The sequence below is a fragment of the Sciscionella marina DSM 45152 genome (genome assembly GCF_000379465.1).
Taxonomy (GTDB): Bacteria; Actinomycetota; Actinomycetes; order Mycobacteriales; family Pseudonocardiaceae; genus Sciscionella; species Sciscionella marina.
Genome location: NZ_KB905414.1, coordinates 355,121 through 368,736, shown reverse-complemented (window position 1 = coordinate 368,736; position 13,616 = coordinate 355,121). Strand labels below are relative to the sequence as shown.

The 13,616-nt window shown below is 69.7% G+C and carries 18 protein-coding genes; 12 read left to right on the top strand and 6 right to left on the bottom strand.

Annotated features, from left to right (window positions below):
* Window positions 1-14: 14 nt before the first annotated feature.
* Window positions 15-398: a VOC family protein gene (locus A37U_RS0131590; RefSeq protein WP_020500685.1), complete on the top strand. Its 384-nt coding sequence runs from the start codon at window positions 15-17 to the stop codon at window positions 396-398.
* A 172-nt stretch (window positions 399-570) separates the two neighbouring features.
* On the opposite strand, the gene A37U_RS0131585 is transcribed toward A37U_RS0131590, so the two are convergent.
* Window positions 571-2,592 carry an ATP-dependent DNA helicase gene (locus A37U_RS0131585; protein ID WP_020500684.1) on the bottom strand — a complete coding sequence of 674 codons (2,022 nt, stop codon included), beginning with the start codon at window positions 2,590-2,592 and terminating at the stop codon, window positions 571-573.
* Between the two features lie 61 nt (window positions 2,593-2,653).
* Between A37U_RS0131585 and A37U_RS46330 the strand changes: the two genes are divergently transcribed.
* On the top strand, window positions 2,654-3,307 hold the full coding sequence (locus A37U_RS46330) for a hypothetical protein (protein WP_157183136.1): 654 nt from the start codon (window positions 2,654-2,656) through the stop codon (window positions 3,305-3,307).
* 13 nt (window positions 3,308-3,320) lie between these two features.
* On the opposite strand, the gene A37U_RS0131575 is transcribed toward A37U_RS46330, so the two are convergent.
* Genes A37U_RS0131575 through A37U_RS0131565 form a run of 3 tightly spaced genes read right to left on the bottom strand, consistent with a single transcriptional unit; the run spans window position 3,321 to window position 6,323 of the window.
* A complete protein-coding gene (locus A37U_RS0131575; RefSeq protein WP_020500682.1) occupies window positions 3,321-3,887 on the bottom strand; it encodes an isochorismatase family protein in 567 nt (188 codons plus the stop codon).
* 2 nt (window positions 3,888-3,889) lie between these two features.
* Window positions 3,890-5,170 (bottom strand): nicotinate phosphoribosyltransferase, encoded by a 1,281-nt coding sequence (locus A37U_RS0131570; RefSeq protein WP_020500681.1) that lies wholly within the window; start codon window positions 5,168-5,170, stop codon window positions 3,890-3,892.
* A gap of 10 nt (window positions 5,171-5,180) precedes the next feature.
* Window positions 5,181-6,323, bottom strand: coding sequence for a low temperature requirement protein A (locus A37U_RS0131565; RefSeq protein ID WP_026197802.1), 1,143 nt, complete (start codon window positions 6,321-6,323; stop codon window positions 5,181-5,183).
* Window positions 6,324-6,405: 82 nt separating this feature from the next.
* On the opposite strand from A37U_RS0131565, the gene clpS reads away from it, so the two are divergent.
* The 3 genes from clpS to A37U_RS0131550 are packed head-to-tail and all read left to right on the top strand — an operon-like array spanning window position 6,406 to window position 8,230.
* Entirely contained in the window at window positions 6,406-6,699 is a 294-nt protein-coding gene (gene clpS, locus A37U_RS0131560; protein ID WP_020500679.1) for an ATP-dependent Clp protease adapter ClpS, read from the top strand.
* Window positions 6,696-7,244: a DUF2017 domain-containing protein gene (locus A37U_RS0131555; protein WP_020500678.1), complete on the top strand. Its 549-nt coding sequence runs from the start codon at window positions 6,696-6,698 to the stop codon at window positions 7,242-7,244. The genes clpS and A37U_RS0131555 overlap by 4 nt, the downstream gene beginning before the upstream one ends.
* 11 nt (window positions 7,245-7,255) lie before the next feature.
* Window positions 7,256-8,230 carry a P1 family peptidase gene (locus A37U_RS0131550; protein ID WP_020500677.1) on the top strand — a complete coding sequence of 325 codons (975 nt, stop codon included), beginning with the start codon at window positions 7,256-7,258 and terminating at the stop codon, window positions 8,228-8,230.
* Between the two features lie 188 nt (window positions 8,231-8,418).
* On the opposite strand, the gene A37U_RS0131545 is transcribed toward A37U_RS0131550, so the two are convergent.
* Entirely contained in the window at window positions 8,419-9,135 is a 717-nt protein-coding gene (locus tag A37U_RS0131545; RefSeq protein WP_020500676.1) for a VIT1/CCC1 transporter family protein, read from the bottom strand.
* Between the two features lie 20 nt (window positions 9,136-9,155).
* On the opposite strand from A37U_RS0131545, the gene A37U_RS0131540 reads away from it, so the two are divergent.
* From A37U_RS0131540 to A37U_RS0131510, 7 genes are all read left to right on the top strand, one after another.
* On the top strand, window positions 9,156-9,398 hold the full coding sequence (locus A37U_RS0131540) for an ATP-dependent Clp protease adaptor ClpS (protein WP_020500675.1): 243 nt from the start codon (window positions 9,156-9,158) through the stop codon (window positions 9,396-9,398).
* On the top strand, window positions 9,391-9,846 hold the full coding sequence (locus tag A37U_RS0131535) for a DUF2017 family protein (RefSeq protein ID WP_020500674.1): 456 nt from the start codon (window positions 9,391-9,393) through the stop codon (window positions 9,844-9,846). Before A37U_RS0131540 ends, A37U_RS0131535 begins: the two co-directional genes overlap by 8 nt.
* 38 nt (window positions 9,847-9,884) lie before the next feature.
* On the top strand, window positions 9,885-10,859 hold the full coding sequence (locus A37U_RS0131530) for a bifunctional helix-turn-helix transcriptional regulator/GNAT family N-acetyltransferase (RefSeq protein WP_020500673.1): 975 nt from the start codon (window positions 9,885-9,887) through the stop codon (window positions 10,857-10,859).
* Window positions 10,860-10,869: 10 nt separating this feature from the next.
* Window positions 10,870-11,277, top strand: a complete 408-nt coding sequence (locus tag A37U_RS0131525) for a Mov34/MPN/PAD-1 family protein (protein ID WP_020500672.1) — start codon at window positions 10,870-10,872, stop codon at window positions 11,275-11,277.
* A 77-nt stretch (window positions 11,278-11,354) separates the two neighbouring features.
* The gene (locus tag A37U_RS0131520) at window positions 11,355-11,627 is read left to right on the top strand and encodes a MoaD/ThiS family protein (RefSeq protein ID WP_020500671.1); all 273 of its coding nucleotides are present in this window, start codon (window positions 11,355-11,357) and stop codon (window positions 11,625-11,627) included.
* 1 nt (window position 11,628) lies between these two features.
* Window positions 11,629-12,579 carry a PLP-dependent cysteine synthase family protein gene (locus A37U_RS0131515; protein ID WP_020500670.1) on the top strand — a complete coding sequence of 317 codons (951 nt, stop codon included), beginning with the start codon at window positions 11,629-11,631 and terminating at the stop codon, window positions 12,577-12,579.
* Window positions 12,580-12,799: 220 nt separating this feature from the next.
* On the top strand, window positions 12,800-13,045 hold the full coding sequence (locus A37U_RS0131510) for a hypothetical protein (RefSeq protein ID WP_020500669.1): 246 nt from the start codon (window positions 12,800-12,802) through the stop codon (window positions 13,043-13,045).
* Between the two features lie 12 nt (window positions 13,046-13,057).
* Here A37U_RS0131510 and A37U_RS0131505 read toward each other — a convergent pair whose 3' ends face one another.
* Window positions 13,058-13,606 (bottom strand): DinB family protein, encoded by a 549-nt coding sequence (locus A37U_RS0131505; protein WP_020500668.1) that lies wholly within the window; start codon window positions 13,604-13,606, stop codon window positions 13,058-13,060.
* Between the last annotated feature and the right edge of the window lie 10 nt (window positions 13,607-13,616).

Genomic DNA, 13,616 nt, shown 5'->3' with positions numbered 1-13,616 from the left:
GGAGGTCGGCGATCATGACGGTACAGCTCAACCACACCATCGTCGCGGCGAACGACAGGGAGAAGACCGCGCGGTTCTTCACCGAGATCCTGGGCCTGCCCGAACCAGAGGAGTTCGGCCCCTTCCTGATGGTGAAACCGGCCAACGAGGTCACCCTCGATGTCATGCAGCGCGACGGCGAGATTCCCGCGCAGCACTACGCATTCATGGTGGACGAGGCCGAGTTCGACGAGATCTTCGGGCGGATCAAGGACCGCGGAGTGCGGCACTGGGCCGATCCGGGGCACAACCGCCCGGACACCATCAACACCAATGACGGTGGCCGAGGGGTGTACTTCGAGGACCCGAACGGGCACAACCTGGAGATCCTCACCCGCGAATACGGCAGCGGGAGCTGACGCGGTTCAGCAGCCCTCGAACCGGTCCGCGGGCAGGTGTGGCTCACGCGCACGCCACCTGCGGGCTGCACTCGAGGTCATGGCCCTCGCCGTCGGCACGGTGTTCCGCAGTCCGGATCCGCCGGATCTACGAGCATCGGTACCAGGGGCACGGCGGAAATCAGCCCGGTAACTACCCCGCGGCCTTGTCCAATCGGTGCAGTGCGGCCCTGGCCACCGTCGGATCGCTGGTCGGCCAGTAGGACGGCAGCGAGGAACGCAGGAAACCCGAATACCGCGCGGTGGCGAAGCGCGGGTCGAGCACCGCGATCACGCCGCGGTCGTCCACGGTGCGCAGCAGCCGCCCGGTTCCCTGGGCGATCAGCAGGGCGGCGTGGGTGGCGGCGACGGTGAGGAATCCGTTGCCACCACGGGCATCCACGCTGCGCTGGCGCGCGGAGAACAGCGGGTCGTCGGGGCGCGGGAAGGGAATCCGGTCGAGCACGACGAGTTGCAGGGACGGCCCGGGAACGTCCACGCCCTGCCACAGGGACAGGGTGCCGAACAGGCAGGTGCACGGGTCTTCGCTGAACTTGCGCACCAGCTGTCCGGTGGAATCCTCGCCCTGGCACAGGATCGGCAGTTCGGTCTTGTCCCGCAGGTATTCGGCCGCTGCCTTGGCCGCGCGCATCGAGGAGAACAGGCCCAGGGTGCGCCCACCGGCGGCGTCCACCAGATCGGCGAGCTCCTCGAGCACCGGCGGCGGGGTACCGTCCCGGCCGGGTGCGGGCAGATGCTTGGCCACGTACAGGATTCCGTGCGAGGAGTGCTCGAACGGGGAACCGACATCCAGGCTCGTCCAGCGCAGTGTGTCCACATCGGACGGTGCGGGTTTTTCGGTGCTGGCCCCGGGATCCGGTTCCGCGGGTTCGCGTTCGGCAGGCAGTCCCCACTGTTTGGCCAGCGGTTCGAAGCTGCCGCCGAGCGCCAGCGTCGCCGAGGTGAGGATCGTGGTGCTCTGCCCGAAGAGGCGCTCGCGCAGCAGCCCGGACACGGTGAGCGGGGCGATGCGCAGCACGGCGGGGCGCTCACCGTCGTTCGTGCACCACACCACGTCGAAGCGCTCGCCCAGTTCCGCGTCGAAGGCGCGCAGCATCCGCTCGGCGGTTTCGTGCATGTCGTCGAGCAGGGCGAGGGCGATCTTGCGCGCGGTGGCGGCGTCCTGTTCCTCTTTGCGTGCCGGGCCGAACGCGTCCAGGCAGGCCTTCGCGGCATCGCGCAGTGCGGCGAGCGCGTTGCCGAGCGCGGAGGGCAGCACATCCAGGCGCCCGCTGGGTTGTTCGCCGAGCAGCGCGGCCACCGCATCGCCCGCTTCGCCGAGCCGGTCCACGGTCGCCTCGTCGATCAGCCTGCCGCAGCGGCGCACCGCGGTGGACACCATCGCCCCGGTGAGTTCCGCGGTCGCCGCCGAGGTCACCCGGTCCACGAGATCGTGCGCCTCGTCCACGATGACCACTTCGTGCTCGGGCAGCACCTGTGCGCTCTCCAGGGCGTCGATGGCCAGCAGCGAATGGTTGGTGACCACGATGTCGGCGCGCCCCGCCGCACCACGGGCCTTCTCTGCCCAGCACTCGGTGAACAGCGAGCAGCGCTGGCCGAGGCATTCCCGTGCGGTCACCGAGACCTGGCGCCAGGCCTTGTCGGCGACCCCGGGCACGAGCTCATCGCGGTCCCCGGTGGTGGTCTGCTCGGCCCATTCGCGCAACCTGCGCACGGCCCGCTCGGTCGCCGAGGCCGCGAACGGGTCGAACAGGGCCTCGGGTTCCTCGTCCTCGTCCGGACCGGAGTCCAGCCGGTGCAGGCACAGATAGTTGCGCCGCCCCTTGAGCATCGCGAACTCCGGACGGCGCCCGAGCCGTTTCTCGAGCGCGTCCGCGAGCCGGGGCAGATCGCGGTCGATGAGCTGGCGCTGCAGCGCGATCGTGGATGTGGAGACCACGACGGTGCTTCCGGAACGCACCGCGTGCTCGACCGCGGGCACCAGATAGGCGAGCGATTTCCCGGTTCCGGTTCCGGCCTGCACGGCGAGGTGGGCACCGGTACGGATGGAGCGGGCGACGGCCTCGGCCATGCGCACCTGTCCCTCACGCGGCGCGCCACCGATGGCGACGACCGCGGTGTCCAGGAGGGTGTCTTCGGCGGTCACGGATGGCACCCGGCGACCTTACCCGGTCGGGCGACTTGTTCCGGGGAGGACACCTCGGAAAGCTGTGCGCATGTTGATACGCAGGGCGATGACTGCCTTCGGGCTGAGCGCGTGCGGTCTGCTGGTGGGAGCGGCGGCCGCGAACGCCACGGCGGCGACGGTGGCGGGCACGGCCAGTCTCGGCTCGGCCTCGGTGGTCATCGACGGAAAGAACACCACGATCGACGCACTCGCGCCGTGCGATCTGGCGCATCCGGGGGAGTTCCCGACCGAGGGCGTGACACAGGACGATGTGGCCGCCTTCGGGAAGGGCCAGAGCAGCTGTGCCCAGGACACCGCGCACAAGAAGACCACGATGTCGGCCACCGGGGCGGACTTCCGGCTCACCGCGCTGCGTGCCTACGGCGGACCGGAGATCGGTTTCTCCTCCTACCAGGCGGGCTGCGAGGGCACGACGGGCCAGAGCGCCGCACGGTTCTCGGTCGGCGGCTACTACGGGGTCGAGCTACCGGAGAAGGTTCCGGCCGACTACTCGGTGACCGTGCCCGGAGCCGGGCAGGGCGACAAGCCGCTGGCGAAGCTGACCTTCGGCGAGGTGGTGCCATCCCCCACGCGGGACGGCAGCCTCACCATGAACGCGCTGCACGTGCAGCTGTTCCCGGAGGGCGGGCCCGCATCCGGGGACATCTACGTCGGCTCGGTGCACTGCACGGTGACGTCTTGAACACCGTGACGTCTTAGACCAGGTGTACCCCTGCCGCGCGCAGCTGCTCGAGGGCATCGGCCACGGTCTGCTCGGAAACACCCGCGCACAGGTCGAGCAGCACCGTGGTCGGGAAACCTTCGCGGGCCGCGTCGAGCGCGGTCGCGCGCACGCAGTGATCCGTGGCCAGGCCCGCAATGTGCACCTGGTCCACCGAACGCGCGCGCAACCAGGCGGTGAGCCCGGTCCCCTCGAAACCCGAGTAGCCGTGCGAGTACTGCCCCTTGGAGAACACCGCGCCGATCGGGGCGACATCCAGCTCGGGATGGAAGGACGCGCCAGGGGTACCCGCGACACAGTGCACCGGCCAGGACGTGACGAAATCCGGTTCCGCGGCGAAGTGTTCCCCGGGATCGATGTGATAGTCCCGGGTCGCCGCGATGTGCTCGTACCGCTCGGCTGCCAGGTGCGCGCTGATCGCCGCCGCGACCGCCCCGCCGCCGGCGACCGCGAGCGCGCCACCCTCGCAGAAGTCGTTCTGCACATCCACGACAAGCAGTGCGCGCACCGGTGACGATGGTTCGCTCGCAAGCTCGCTCATGTCTACTCCAGGAAGGTCGTCGGGATCGCCGGTTCGCCCCTCGACAGTTTCAACCCTTCCCAGGGCACGCGCACCAGAGCGTCACGCAATCGTTCCCGGGAATCGGCGAGCGCCGGCAGGCCTTCGACCGGGGAACCGGAGCGCAGCAGCGGCGTGGTGATCCTGGTGTCGTGCGCACCGAGCGGCACCTGCCTGCTCCAGGGGTGCACGACCTCCTCCAGCGCGGTGCCCGTTTCCTTGTGCCTGCGCAGCACGGCCTTCGCGCCGCCGATGGAGGCCTTGTGCGAGCTGCGTTTGGCCACCGCGCGCCCGTTCACCTCGACCAGCTTGTAGACCAGTCCGGCGGTCGGGGAACCGGATCCGGTCACCACGGAGGTGCCCACCCCGTAGGCGTCCACGGGTTCGGCGCGCAGGGCGGCGATCGCGTACTCGTCGAGGTCCCCGGACACCACGATCCTGGTGTCGTGCGCGCCGAGCCGGTCCAGCTGTTCGCGGGCCTTGTGCGCCATCACGCCCAGATCCCCGGAGTCGATGCGCACCGCGCCGAGCCCGGTGCCCGCGACCCGGACCGCGGTGTTGATGCCCTCGGTGATGTCGTAGGTGTCCACCAGCAGGGTGGTGCCCGGGCCGAGCGCGGCGACCTGTGAGGCGAACGCTTGCTCCTCGGTCTCGTGCAGCAGTGTGTACGCGTGCGCCGAGGTGCCCTTGGTCGGGATGCCGTGCCTGCGGCCCGCCTCCAGATTCGAGGTGGAGGCGAACCCGGCGAGGTAGGCGGACCGGGCCGCGGCCACCGCGGACTGCTCGTGGGTGCGCCGCGAACCCATCTCGATCATCGGGCGTTCCCCGGCCGCCGAGGCCATCCGGGCCGCGGCGGAGGCGATCGCGCTGTCGTGGTTGAGGATCGACAGGATCACCGTCTCCAGCACCACGCCGACCACGAACGGCGCGTGCACGGTCAGGATCGGCGATCCCGGGTAGTACAGCTCGCCCTCGGGATACCCGTCCACATCGCCGGTGAACCGGTACCCGGCCAGCCAGTCGAGCGCGCGCTCGTCCACGACCTCATGCGCCCGCAGGTACTCCAGTTCCGGCTCACCGAAGCGGAAGTCCGCGATCGCCTCGAGCACTCGTTCGGTGCCCGCGACGACCCCGTAGCGGCGGCCGTCGGGCAACCGGCGCCCGAAGACCTCGAACACACAGGGGATCATGCCGCGCTCATCGCGCAGCGCGCCCGCGAGCATGGTCAGTTCGTAATGGTCGGTCAGCAGTGCCGTGGACGACATGGCACCGAGCCTAGGCCGGTTCGGATTCACCGCGAGCGCTCACCGTTTTCACCGCGACCAAGATCACCAGGACCGCGACGGTGACCCAGAAGGCGGCCGGAGTGAACGCCCCGGCCAGGATCAGGACCGCGGCGAGCGGCCCGGCGATCTTGCCGACCAGGTTCGCCTTCGGCCCGCCGTAGAGCAGCCAGAGCCCGAGCAGATACACCGCCACCGGGATCGCGAGCGCCGGTCCGGCGGGCACATCCTTGCTCACCGCGACGATCGCGACCTCGACCCCCGCTCCGGCGGCCGCGATCGCGCCGAGCAGGAAGTAGTGCCCATACGCCCAGGTCAGCGTGCCGCGCAGGGTACGAGGGTGATCTTCGAACCGGTCGAAGTACAGCCACCACAGCGCCATGAACACCACGAGCCCGCCGACGGCGACCCCGATCAGCTCGGTGAGGTGGTCCGGCTCCTTGAAACCCTCGACGAGCGCGTTGGTGGAACCGACCACCTGCTCACCGAGCACGATGATGATGAACAGGCTGTAGCGCTCGGCCAGGTGGCCGGGGTGCCACTGGGTGGTCCCGCCCGCGGATTCGGCGACCACCGGGACGGCGATCTCGAGCACCGCGAGCACGATGAAGCTGGCGATCGCGAGCGAGTCGGGCAGGAACAGCCGCCCGATCCAGCCCAGCTGCACGATCAGGATCCCGCCCGCGAAGAACAGCGAGCTCCTGCGCGCTTGCGGGTACTCCACCGCGGCACGCAGCCACTGGCACACCATCGCGATGCGCATGATCACGTAGCCGATCACGATCACGGTGAAATCGGCCTCGGTGAAGGCGGGCTCCACCCCGGCCGCGAGCACCAGCACCCCGCCGATCTGCACCATGGTCAGCACGCGATACAGCGCGTCATCGGTGTCGTAGACCGAGCCGAAGTGGGAAAAGTTCACCCAGGCCCACCAGATCGCGAAGAACACCATGAGGAACCGGCCCGCGCCGAGTCCCGCGTGGCCCTGCTCGACTGCGTGCGCGAGCTCTTCCACCACGAAGCCGACCGCGACCACGAAGGCCAGGTCGAACAGCAGCTCGAGAGGGGTCGCCGCGCGATGCGGCTCATCGGGATCGTGTGCACGCATCCGCCGATGCAAAATACTGCCTGTCACGCTGCGTACGGTAACCCGATCACCACGGTTTCCGGGCGATCTCATCGCCGAGTCGCCGCAACGGATGTGCCACCATGGAGTCATGTCCACCCAGGCGACCCCGGAAGTCGAGCAGGAGCGCGCCGAACAGGCCGGTGCCGCCCTGCCCTGGCAGACGGTGGTGTGGAACGACCCGGTCAATCTCATGTCGTACGTGACCTACGTGTTCCAGAAGCTGTTCGGGTACGGCAAGGACAAGGCGACCAGCCTCATGCTCGACGTGCACCACAAGGGAAAGGCGATCGTGTCGACCGGTTCCAAGGACAAGGTCGAGGGGGATGTCTCGCGGCTGCACGCGGCCGGGCTGTGGGCGACCATGGAGCAGCCGGGCGCATGAAGCACTGGCGGCGCAAGGGCGAGCGCATCCTCGCCAAACTCGACCGGCATGAGGCGGCTCTGCTGCGTACCCTCGTCGAGCAACTGACCGAACTGTTCGCCGAGCGGGAGAGCGAGACCCCGCAGGACGAGCTCGCCGAACTCACCGGCATCCGTACCGGGCCCGCCACCGCGCCGCGGGATCCGGTGCTGTCCCGGCTGCTTCCGGATTTCCACCGGATGGACACCGCGGAGGGCGCGGAGTACGCGGATTCGGCGGCCGCGCTGCGTTCGCTGCACGAGCCCGAACTGCTCGCCGCGAAACAGGGCGTGGCCGCGACCCTGCTGGAGACCGTGCCCGCCGACGGCGGGACCGTCTCGCTGGACGAGGAGACCGCGAGCTCCTGGCTTTCCGCGCTCAACGATTTGCGGCTCGCGCTCGGCTCGATGATCGGGGTCACCGAGGACATGCCCGAACAGCTTCCCTCCGATGATCCACGCGCCGCCCAGCTCGCCGTCTACCACTGGTTGACCTGGATGCAGGACAGCCTGCTGCGGGTTCTGTGAGGGGTGAGCCTATGAGCGGCTCGATCACCGATGTCGCGGGCATCGAGGTGGGGCAGCATCAGCGCCTCGAAACCGGCTGGGCGACCGGGACCACCGTGGTGCGCTGCCTCGCGGGTGCGACCGGTGGCGTGGACAGCAGGGGAGGGGCGCCGGGGACCCGGGAGACCGATCTGCTCGCCCCGCAGAACCTGGTGCAGCGGATGCACGCGGTGTGCCTTTCCGGGGGCAGCGCCTACGGGCTCGCTCCCGCGGACGGGGTGATGCGCTGGCTCGGTGAACACGGGCACGGGCTCCCGGTCGGTACCCGGCCGCACATGGTGGTGCCGATCGTGCCCGCCGCGGTGCTGTTCGACCTGCCGCGTTCGGACTGGGGCAACCGTCCCGACGCCGAGTTCGGCTACCTCGCCTGTGCCGCGGCCGGGGGCCGGGTCGAGCAGGGCACCGTCGGCGCGGGGACCGGGGCGACCACCGATGGGCTCAAGGGGGGGATCGGCACCGCGAGCACCCGCACCACCGCCGGATACACCCTCGGCGCGCTGGTCGCGGTGAACGCGGCCGGGCGGGCCGTGGACGCGGCGACCGGGCGGCCGTACGGCATCGATCCCGGTGCCGAGGGGGACTACGGGATCGCCATTCCGAACCGGCCTGCCGAACTGGTCGAGTTTCCCAACCCGCTCAACACCACCATCGGTGTGGTCGCCACGGACGCCTCGCTGGACAAGGCCGCCGCGCAGCGCCTGGCCATGTCCGGTCAGGACGGGCTCGCCAGGGCGGTACGGCCCGCGCACTCCATGTTCGACGGGGACACCGTGTTCGCCATGGCCACCGGGACCGAGGCGCCGATCGCCGATCCCCGGGTGCGTGACGAACTGGGCACCGCGGCCGCCGAGGTGTTCACCCGCGCCATGGTGCACGGCCTGCTCGCCGCGACCGGGCTCGACGGGGTGCCCGCCTACCGGGATGTCTGGCCGGAAGCGTTCGGCTGAGAATTGGTCGCGTGGCAGCCTGAGTGGCGGTGCGGGTGGCGGAACCTCATGCGCCCCTCGCTCCGGGATCGTCTCCTCAGGTATGCCGACACACCACGTCGGCGCTGTCCTCGCGACGAGACGCCTGAGAACCCGCCGCGGTGCCGGTTGCCAGCAGTGTGAAGCGGCTCCGCCACCAGGGAACAGCCCTAGATGGCGTGCCCGACCAGGGTGCCGATCCCGTAGGTCACCGCCATCGCGAGCAGCCCGCCGAGCACATTGCGCACCGTGGCCCGCAGCCGCGGCGCGTGCCCGAGCCGGGAGCTGGTGGTGCCGGTGATGGTCAGCGCCAGGATCACCACGAGACCGGTGACCGGAACCCGGTACGGATCGGTGAGCAGCACCCCGGACAGCAGCGGCAGGATCGCGCCGGCGCTGAACGCGAGGAAACTGCTCAGTGCCGCCTGCCAGGGACTGGCCAGGTGATCCGGGTCGATGCCGAGCTCGGCCGAGGCGTGCGCACCGAGTGCATCGTGCGCGGAGAGCTGCTCGGCGACCTGGCGGGCCAGTTCCGGGGTGAGCCCCCTGGCCTCGTAGATCCCGGCGAGCTCGGTCAGTTCGGCCCCGGGATCCTCGGCGAGCTCGGCGCGCTCCTCGGCCAGCATCGCCTGCTCGGCATCGCGCTGGCTGGACACCGAGACGTACTCCCCGGAGGCCATGGACATCGCACCGGCGAACAGCCCGGCCGCTCCCGCGGTGAGTACGGCGGCGGGGGTGGCACCGGCGCCCGCGACACCCACGACGATGCTCGCCGTCGACACGATCCCGTCATTGGCCCCGAGCACCCCGGCGCGCAGCCAGTTGAGCCGATCGCTCGTGCCTGCCTCGTGCGGTTCGCCAGCATGCGTTGTCTTCTCCTGCGGCATGGTCTATATCGTGCACGGTCATGGTGCGGTTGAGTCTGATCTCCGACGATGTGAACGCGAGTGAGGCGGTCGCCTACGCGCTGCACCGCGTGTTCGGCTGGTCCGAGGGGATCGCCGCGAGCTACGCCCGGCGCGCCCACGCCGACGGGTCGGTCGAGCTGGGCAGCTACCCGGAGCGGGGCGAGGCCGAGGAGCTCGCGGCACGGCTGCTGGCGTTCGGCATGCTCGCGCGCATCACCCCCGAGGAGGCAACCGATGCATGACTACGTGGAAGCGGTGCCCGGCGAGGTTCCCGAGCTGCGGTTCTCCGAACCGACCGCGGTCTCGGTGCGGGTGATCTTCACCGAACTCGGCGCCAAGCTCTCGGACCGCCGCGACGGCCGCAGACAGCGCCAGTTCCTCGCCCGGTTCGCCCCCGATGTGTACCCGGGCGAGAACGAGGAGTTCCACCGGCGCTGGGACGAGCCGCTGCGCGCGGAGATCCTGGGCGCCCTCGAACGGGTACTGCGTGCCTGGGACGGTTCCGCGGTGGTTCGGTTCACCGACCAGCGGATGGTCGACGACTGGTTCATCGCCCTCGCGCACGCGCGCTGGCTCTACGTGCGCCGGGACGGAGATCTGCTCGGCCGGGTGGCGGCGAGCCAGGTGAACGTGGCCTGGGTGCAGTTCGTGCAGACGCAGCTGGTGACAGCGGCGGGTTTGGCCATCTAAACTCGTTGACGGAGTCAATGAGTTCCTCGAGGTGGGCAATGAAATCGACAACGAAGTCGCAGCAGTCGCAGGATTCGCATGCCATCGGCGAGGTCCGCGCGTTCAACCGCTTCTACACCAACCACATCGGCCTGCTCGACTATCGCGCCATGGGGCTCGGCTACTCGCTGGCCGAATCCCGGGTGCTCTACGAGATCGCCGAGACCCCGGGCATCGACACCACCGAACTGCGCACCCGGCTCGGCCTCGATCCCGGGTACTTGAGCCGGATCCTGCGCGGGTTCGCCACCGATGGGCTCGCGGTCAAGGAACCCGCCGCGGACGCGCGCAAACACCTGGTCACACTCACCGAGAGGGGCAGGTCCGCGCAGGCCGAACAGGATCGGGCCTCCTCGGCGCACATCGGGGAGCACCTGGCGGACCTGACCGGGGCCGAGCGCGATCGGCTGCTCGACGCGCTGCGTACGGTGCGCGAGGTGCTCGGTGAGCGGCCGCGGTCGCGCACGATGGTGCTGCGTGCGCCCCGGCCCGGTGAACTCGGCCAGGTGATCGCCCGCAACGGAGCGCGCTACGCCGAGGAGTACGGCTGGGATGCGAGCTACGAAACCCTCGTGGCTGGGATCATCGCCGATTTCGCCGCCCGCGGGGACACCGAGCGCGAGGCCGCGTGGATCGCCGAGCTGGACGGGGAGGCCGTGGGCGCGGTGTTCTGTATGCGCGCGGACGCCGAGACCGCGCGGCTGCGCTGCCTGCTCGTGGAACCCCGGGCGCGCGGACTCGGGGTGGGTTCCCGGCTGGTGCGCGAATGCGTGGAGTTCGCCCGCCGCACCGGATATCGCAGGGTCGTGTTGTGGACCACGCACGTGCTCACCGACGCGCGGCGGATCTACGAGCGGGCCGGGTTCCGCCTCGCCGAGGAGACGGCGCACCCCGGGTTCGGTACCGGAGAACTGCGCGGCCAGACCTTCGAGCTGGATATCTCATCCCCTGGAACGGGCAGCGCCAACCAGTAGGATCGGATGCGTGTTGAGCATCGGTCGAGATCTCGTTGACGCGATCCTCGCGCACGCCCGCCGGGATCACCCGGACGAGGCGTGCGGGGTCATCGCAGGCCCGGAGGGATCGGATCGGCCTGTCCGCATGATCGAGATGATCAACGCGGAGCGGTCGCCCACCTTCTACCGGTTCGATTCGAGCGAGCAGCTCAAGGTGTGGCGGGAGATGGACGCCGCCGATGAGGAACCGGTGGTGATCTACCACTCGCACACCGCGACCGAGGCGTACCCGAGTCGGACCGACATCTCGTACGCCTCCGAACCGAACGCACACTACGTGCTGGTGTCCACCAGGGAACCGGACAGCCACGAGTTCCGTTCCTACCGCATCCTCGACGGTGTGGTCACCGAAGAAGACGTGTCGATCGTCGAATAAGCAGAATAACCGCAGGCTCGCCTGACGTTGTTGATAGCGCCGGCAGTATCCGAACCCGAACTCCGAGGAGAAACACCATGGCCGTGACCGTCTCGATCCCGACGATCCTGCGCACCCACACCGGCGGCGAGAAGTCCGTCGACGCCAAGGGCGGCACGCTCGCCGAGGTGATCGACGACCTGGAAGCCAATCACGGTGGCATCAAGGGGCGCCTTGTCAAGGACGGGAACCTGCACCGCTTCGTGAATGTGTACGTCAACGACGAGGATGTGCGCTTCGCCGGCGGGCTCGAGGCCACCGTTGCCGACGGCGACAACGTCACGATCCTGCCCGCCGTCGCCGGAGGCTGAGGTGGCGCGCTACTCCTCGCTGCTCGAGGCCCTCGGCGAGACCCCGCTGATCGGCCTTCCCCGGCTGTCCCCGAGCGAGGATGTGCGGCTGTGGGCCAAGCTCGAGGACCGCAACCCGACCGGTTCCATCAAGGACCGGCCCGCGCTGCGGATGATCGAGGAGGCCGAGGCGGACGGGCGGCTCACCGCGGGCTGCACCATCCTCGAGCCCACCTCCGGCAACACCGGGATCTCGCTTGCCATGGCGGCGAAACTCAAGGGCTACGGCCTGGTGTGCGTGATGCCGGAGAACACCAGCGAGGAGCGCAAACAGCTGCTCGCGGCCTACGGTGCGCGTATCGTCTACTCGCCTGCCGAGGGCGGTTCCAACGAGGCGGTGCGCCGCGCCAAGGAGCTCGCCAAGGACCACGACGACTGGGTGATGCTCTACCAGTACGGCAACCCGGCCAACGCCCGCGCGCATTATTCGGGCACCGGCCCGGAGATCCTGCGTGACCTGCCCTCGGTCACCCACTTCGTCGCCGGGCTCGGCACCACCGGAACCCTCGTCGGGGTCGGCAGGTACCTGCGCGAGCAGAAGCCGGAGGTGCAGGTGATCGCCGCGGAACCGCGGTACGGCGAGCTCGTCTACGGGCTGCGGAACCTGGACGAGGGCTTCGTTCCCGAGCTCTACGACCCGGATGTGCTCACCGGCCGCTACTCCGTCGGTTCCTACGACGCGCTGCGCCGTACCCGCCAGCTGCTGGAGACCGAGGGGATCTTCGCGGGCATCTCCACCGGGGCGATCGTGCACGCCGCACTCGCCACCGCGGACAAGGCGGTGCGTGCGGGCAAACCGGCCGATGTGGTGTTCGTGGTCGCCGATGGTGGCTGGAAGTACCTGTCCACCGGGGCCTATTCGGGCACCCTGGACGACGCCGCGGAGCGTCTCGACGGCCATTTGTGGGCCTGAAATGAGGAGTTGGCCGACGCGCCTGCTGACCCTCGCGGACTGGGAGGGGCTGCCTGAGGACGACCGGCATCGGCTCGAACGTGCCGAGGCGTGCTCGCGGTGACACCGCGGCCACTACCGATTCACCGGCGGGCCGCCCGGCGACTGGCCAGTCAGCTCGAAGCGGGGCTGCCCGCCGAGGCATCGGCGGTGGAGGTCGAGTGCGCACTCGGTCGTCGAGGTGCTTTGCCCGGGATCCCGGCGTACCGAGGGCGTCACCAGACTCGCCGAGTACGCCGAAGCCGGGATCGATCGGTACTGGACGGTCGAACTCGATCGGGACAAGCCGACGCCGGGTACCAGGCCCGTGCGGACCGCGCACGTGCGCACGGCGACCGGACACCAGCCGATCGGGGACTGCACCGGCGCGACCGACTTTCCGGTCGCCGGAGCGCCGGTCACGATCGCCCCGCGCACGCTCAGCTGATTCCCGGAACCCCTAGCTCGGTTCCTCACCCGGTTCTTCACCGACCCGGCCGTCGGCCTTCTCCCGGAGCAGGTCGATGTGCCCCAGGTGGCGCGCGGTTTCCTCGATCAGGTGCAGCAGGATCCACCGCAGGGAGAAGCCGCGCGTGGCCGAGGGCACGTCGAGTGACGCGGCCGCCGAAACCACTGCCTCGCAACGCCGGGCCTCGGCGGCGTAGTCGGCGAGCAATTCGGCCATGGTGACCTCGCCGGGCACGTGGAACTCCCCGTCGGGATCCGCCTCGGTCCAGTCGAAGACCAGTCCGTCCTGCCCGGCGAAGACGTCCCGGATCCATGAGCGCTCCACATTGGTCAGGTGGCGCACCACACCGGGCAGCGTCAGCCCGCTCGGCGTGGACACCGAGTGCAGCACCTCCTCGGGGATATCGCGAACCTTCCACGCCACCAGTTCGCGCTGGCGGCGCAGGAAACCGAGCAGGGCGGTGCGTTCGCCGCCCCGGTGGGCCGGTTCGGTGATGCCGTGCCGGAGGCCGTTGTCGGTGCCCGCACCACTCTCGTCCATGTTCCGGTCC

What these genes read in the sequence shown, in the direction of transcription:
- A37U_RS0131535 (WP_020500674.1), top strand. Translation starts at nt 9,391, where the DNA reads ATGCATGACTACGTGGAAGCGGTGCCCGGCGAGGTTCCCGAGCTGCGG.
- A37U_RS0131505 (WP_020500668.1), bottom strand. Translation starts at nt 13,606, where the DNA reads ATGGACGAGAGTGGTGCGGGCACCGACAACGGCCTCCGGCACGGCATC.
- A37U_RS0131520 (WP_020500671.1), top strand. Translation starts at nt 11,355, where the DNA reads ATGGCCGTGACCGTCTCGATCCCGACGATCCTGCGCACCCACACCGGC.
- A37U_RS0131530 (WP_020500673.1), top strand. Translation starts at nt 9,885, where the DNA reads ATGAAATCGACAACGAAGTCGCAGCAGTCGCAGGATTCGCATGCCATC.
- A37U_RS0131545 (WP_020500676.1), bottom strand. Translation starts at nt 9,135, where the DNA reads ATGCCGCAGGAGAAGACAACGCATGCTGGCGAACCGCACGAGGCAGGC.
- A37U_RS0131555 (WP_020500678.1), top strand. Translation starts at nt 6,696, where the DNA reads ATGAAGCACTGGCGGCGCAAGGGCGAGCGCATCCTCGCCAAACTCGAC.
- clpS (WP_020500679.1), top strand. Translation starts at nt 6,406, where the DNA reads ATGTCCACCCAGGCGACCCCGGAAGTCGAGCAGGAGCGCGCCGAACAG.
- A37U_RS0131550 (WP_020500677.1), top strand. Translation starts at nt 7,256, where the DNA reads ATGAGCGGCTCGATCACCGATGTCGCGGGCATCGAGGTGGGGCAGCAT.
- A37U_RS0131540 (WP_020500675.1), top strand. Translation starts at nt 9,156, where the DNA reads ATGGTGCGGTTGAGTCTGATCTCCGACGATGTGAACGCGAGTGAGGCG.
- A37U_RS0131570 (WP_020500681.1), bottom strand. Translation starts at nt 5,170, where the DNA reads ATGTCGTCCACGGCACTGCTGACCGACCATTACGAACTGACCATGCTC.
- A37U_RS0131575 (WP_020500682.1), bottom strand. Translation starts at nt 3,887, where the DNA reads ATGAGCGAGCTTGCGAGCGAACCATCGTCACCGGTGCGCGCACTGCTT.
- A37U_RS46330 (WP_157183136.1), top strand. Translation starts at nt 2,654, where the DNA reads ATGTTGATACGCAGGGCGATGACTGCCTTCGGGCTGAGCGCGTGCGGT.
- A37U_RS0131590 (WP_020500685.1), top strand. Translation starts at nt 15, where the DNA reads ATGACGGTACAGCTCAACCACACCATCGTCGCGGCGAACGACAGGGAG.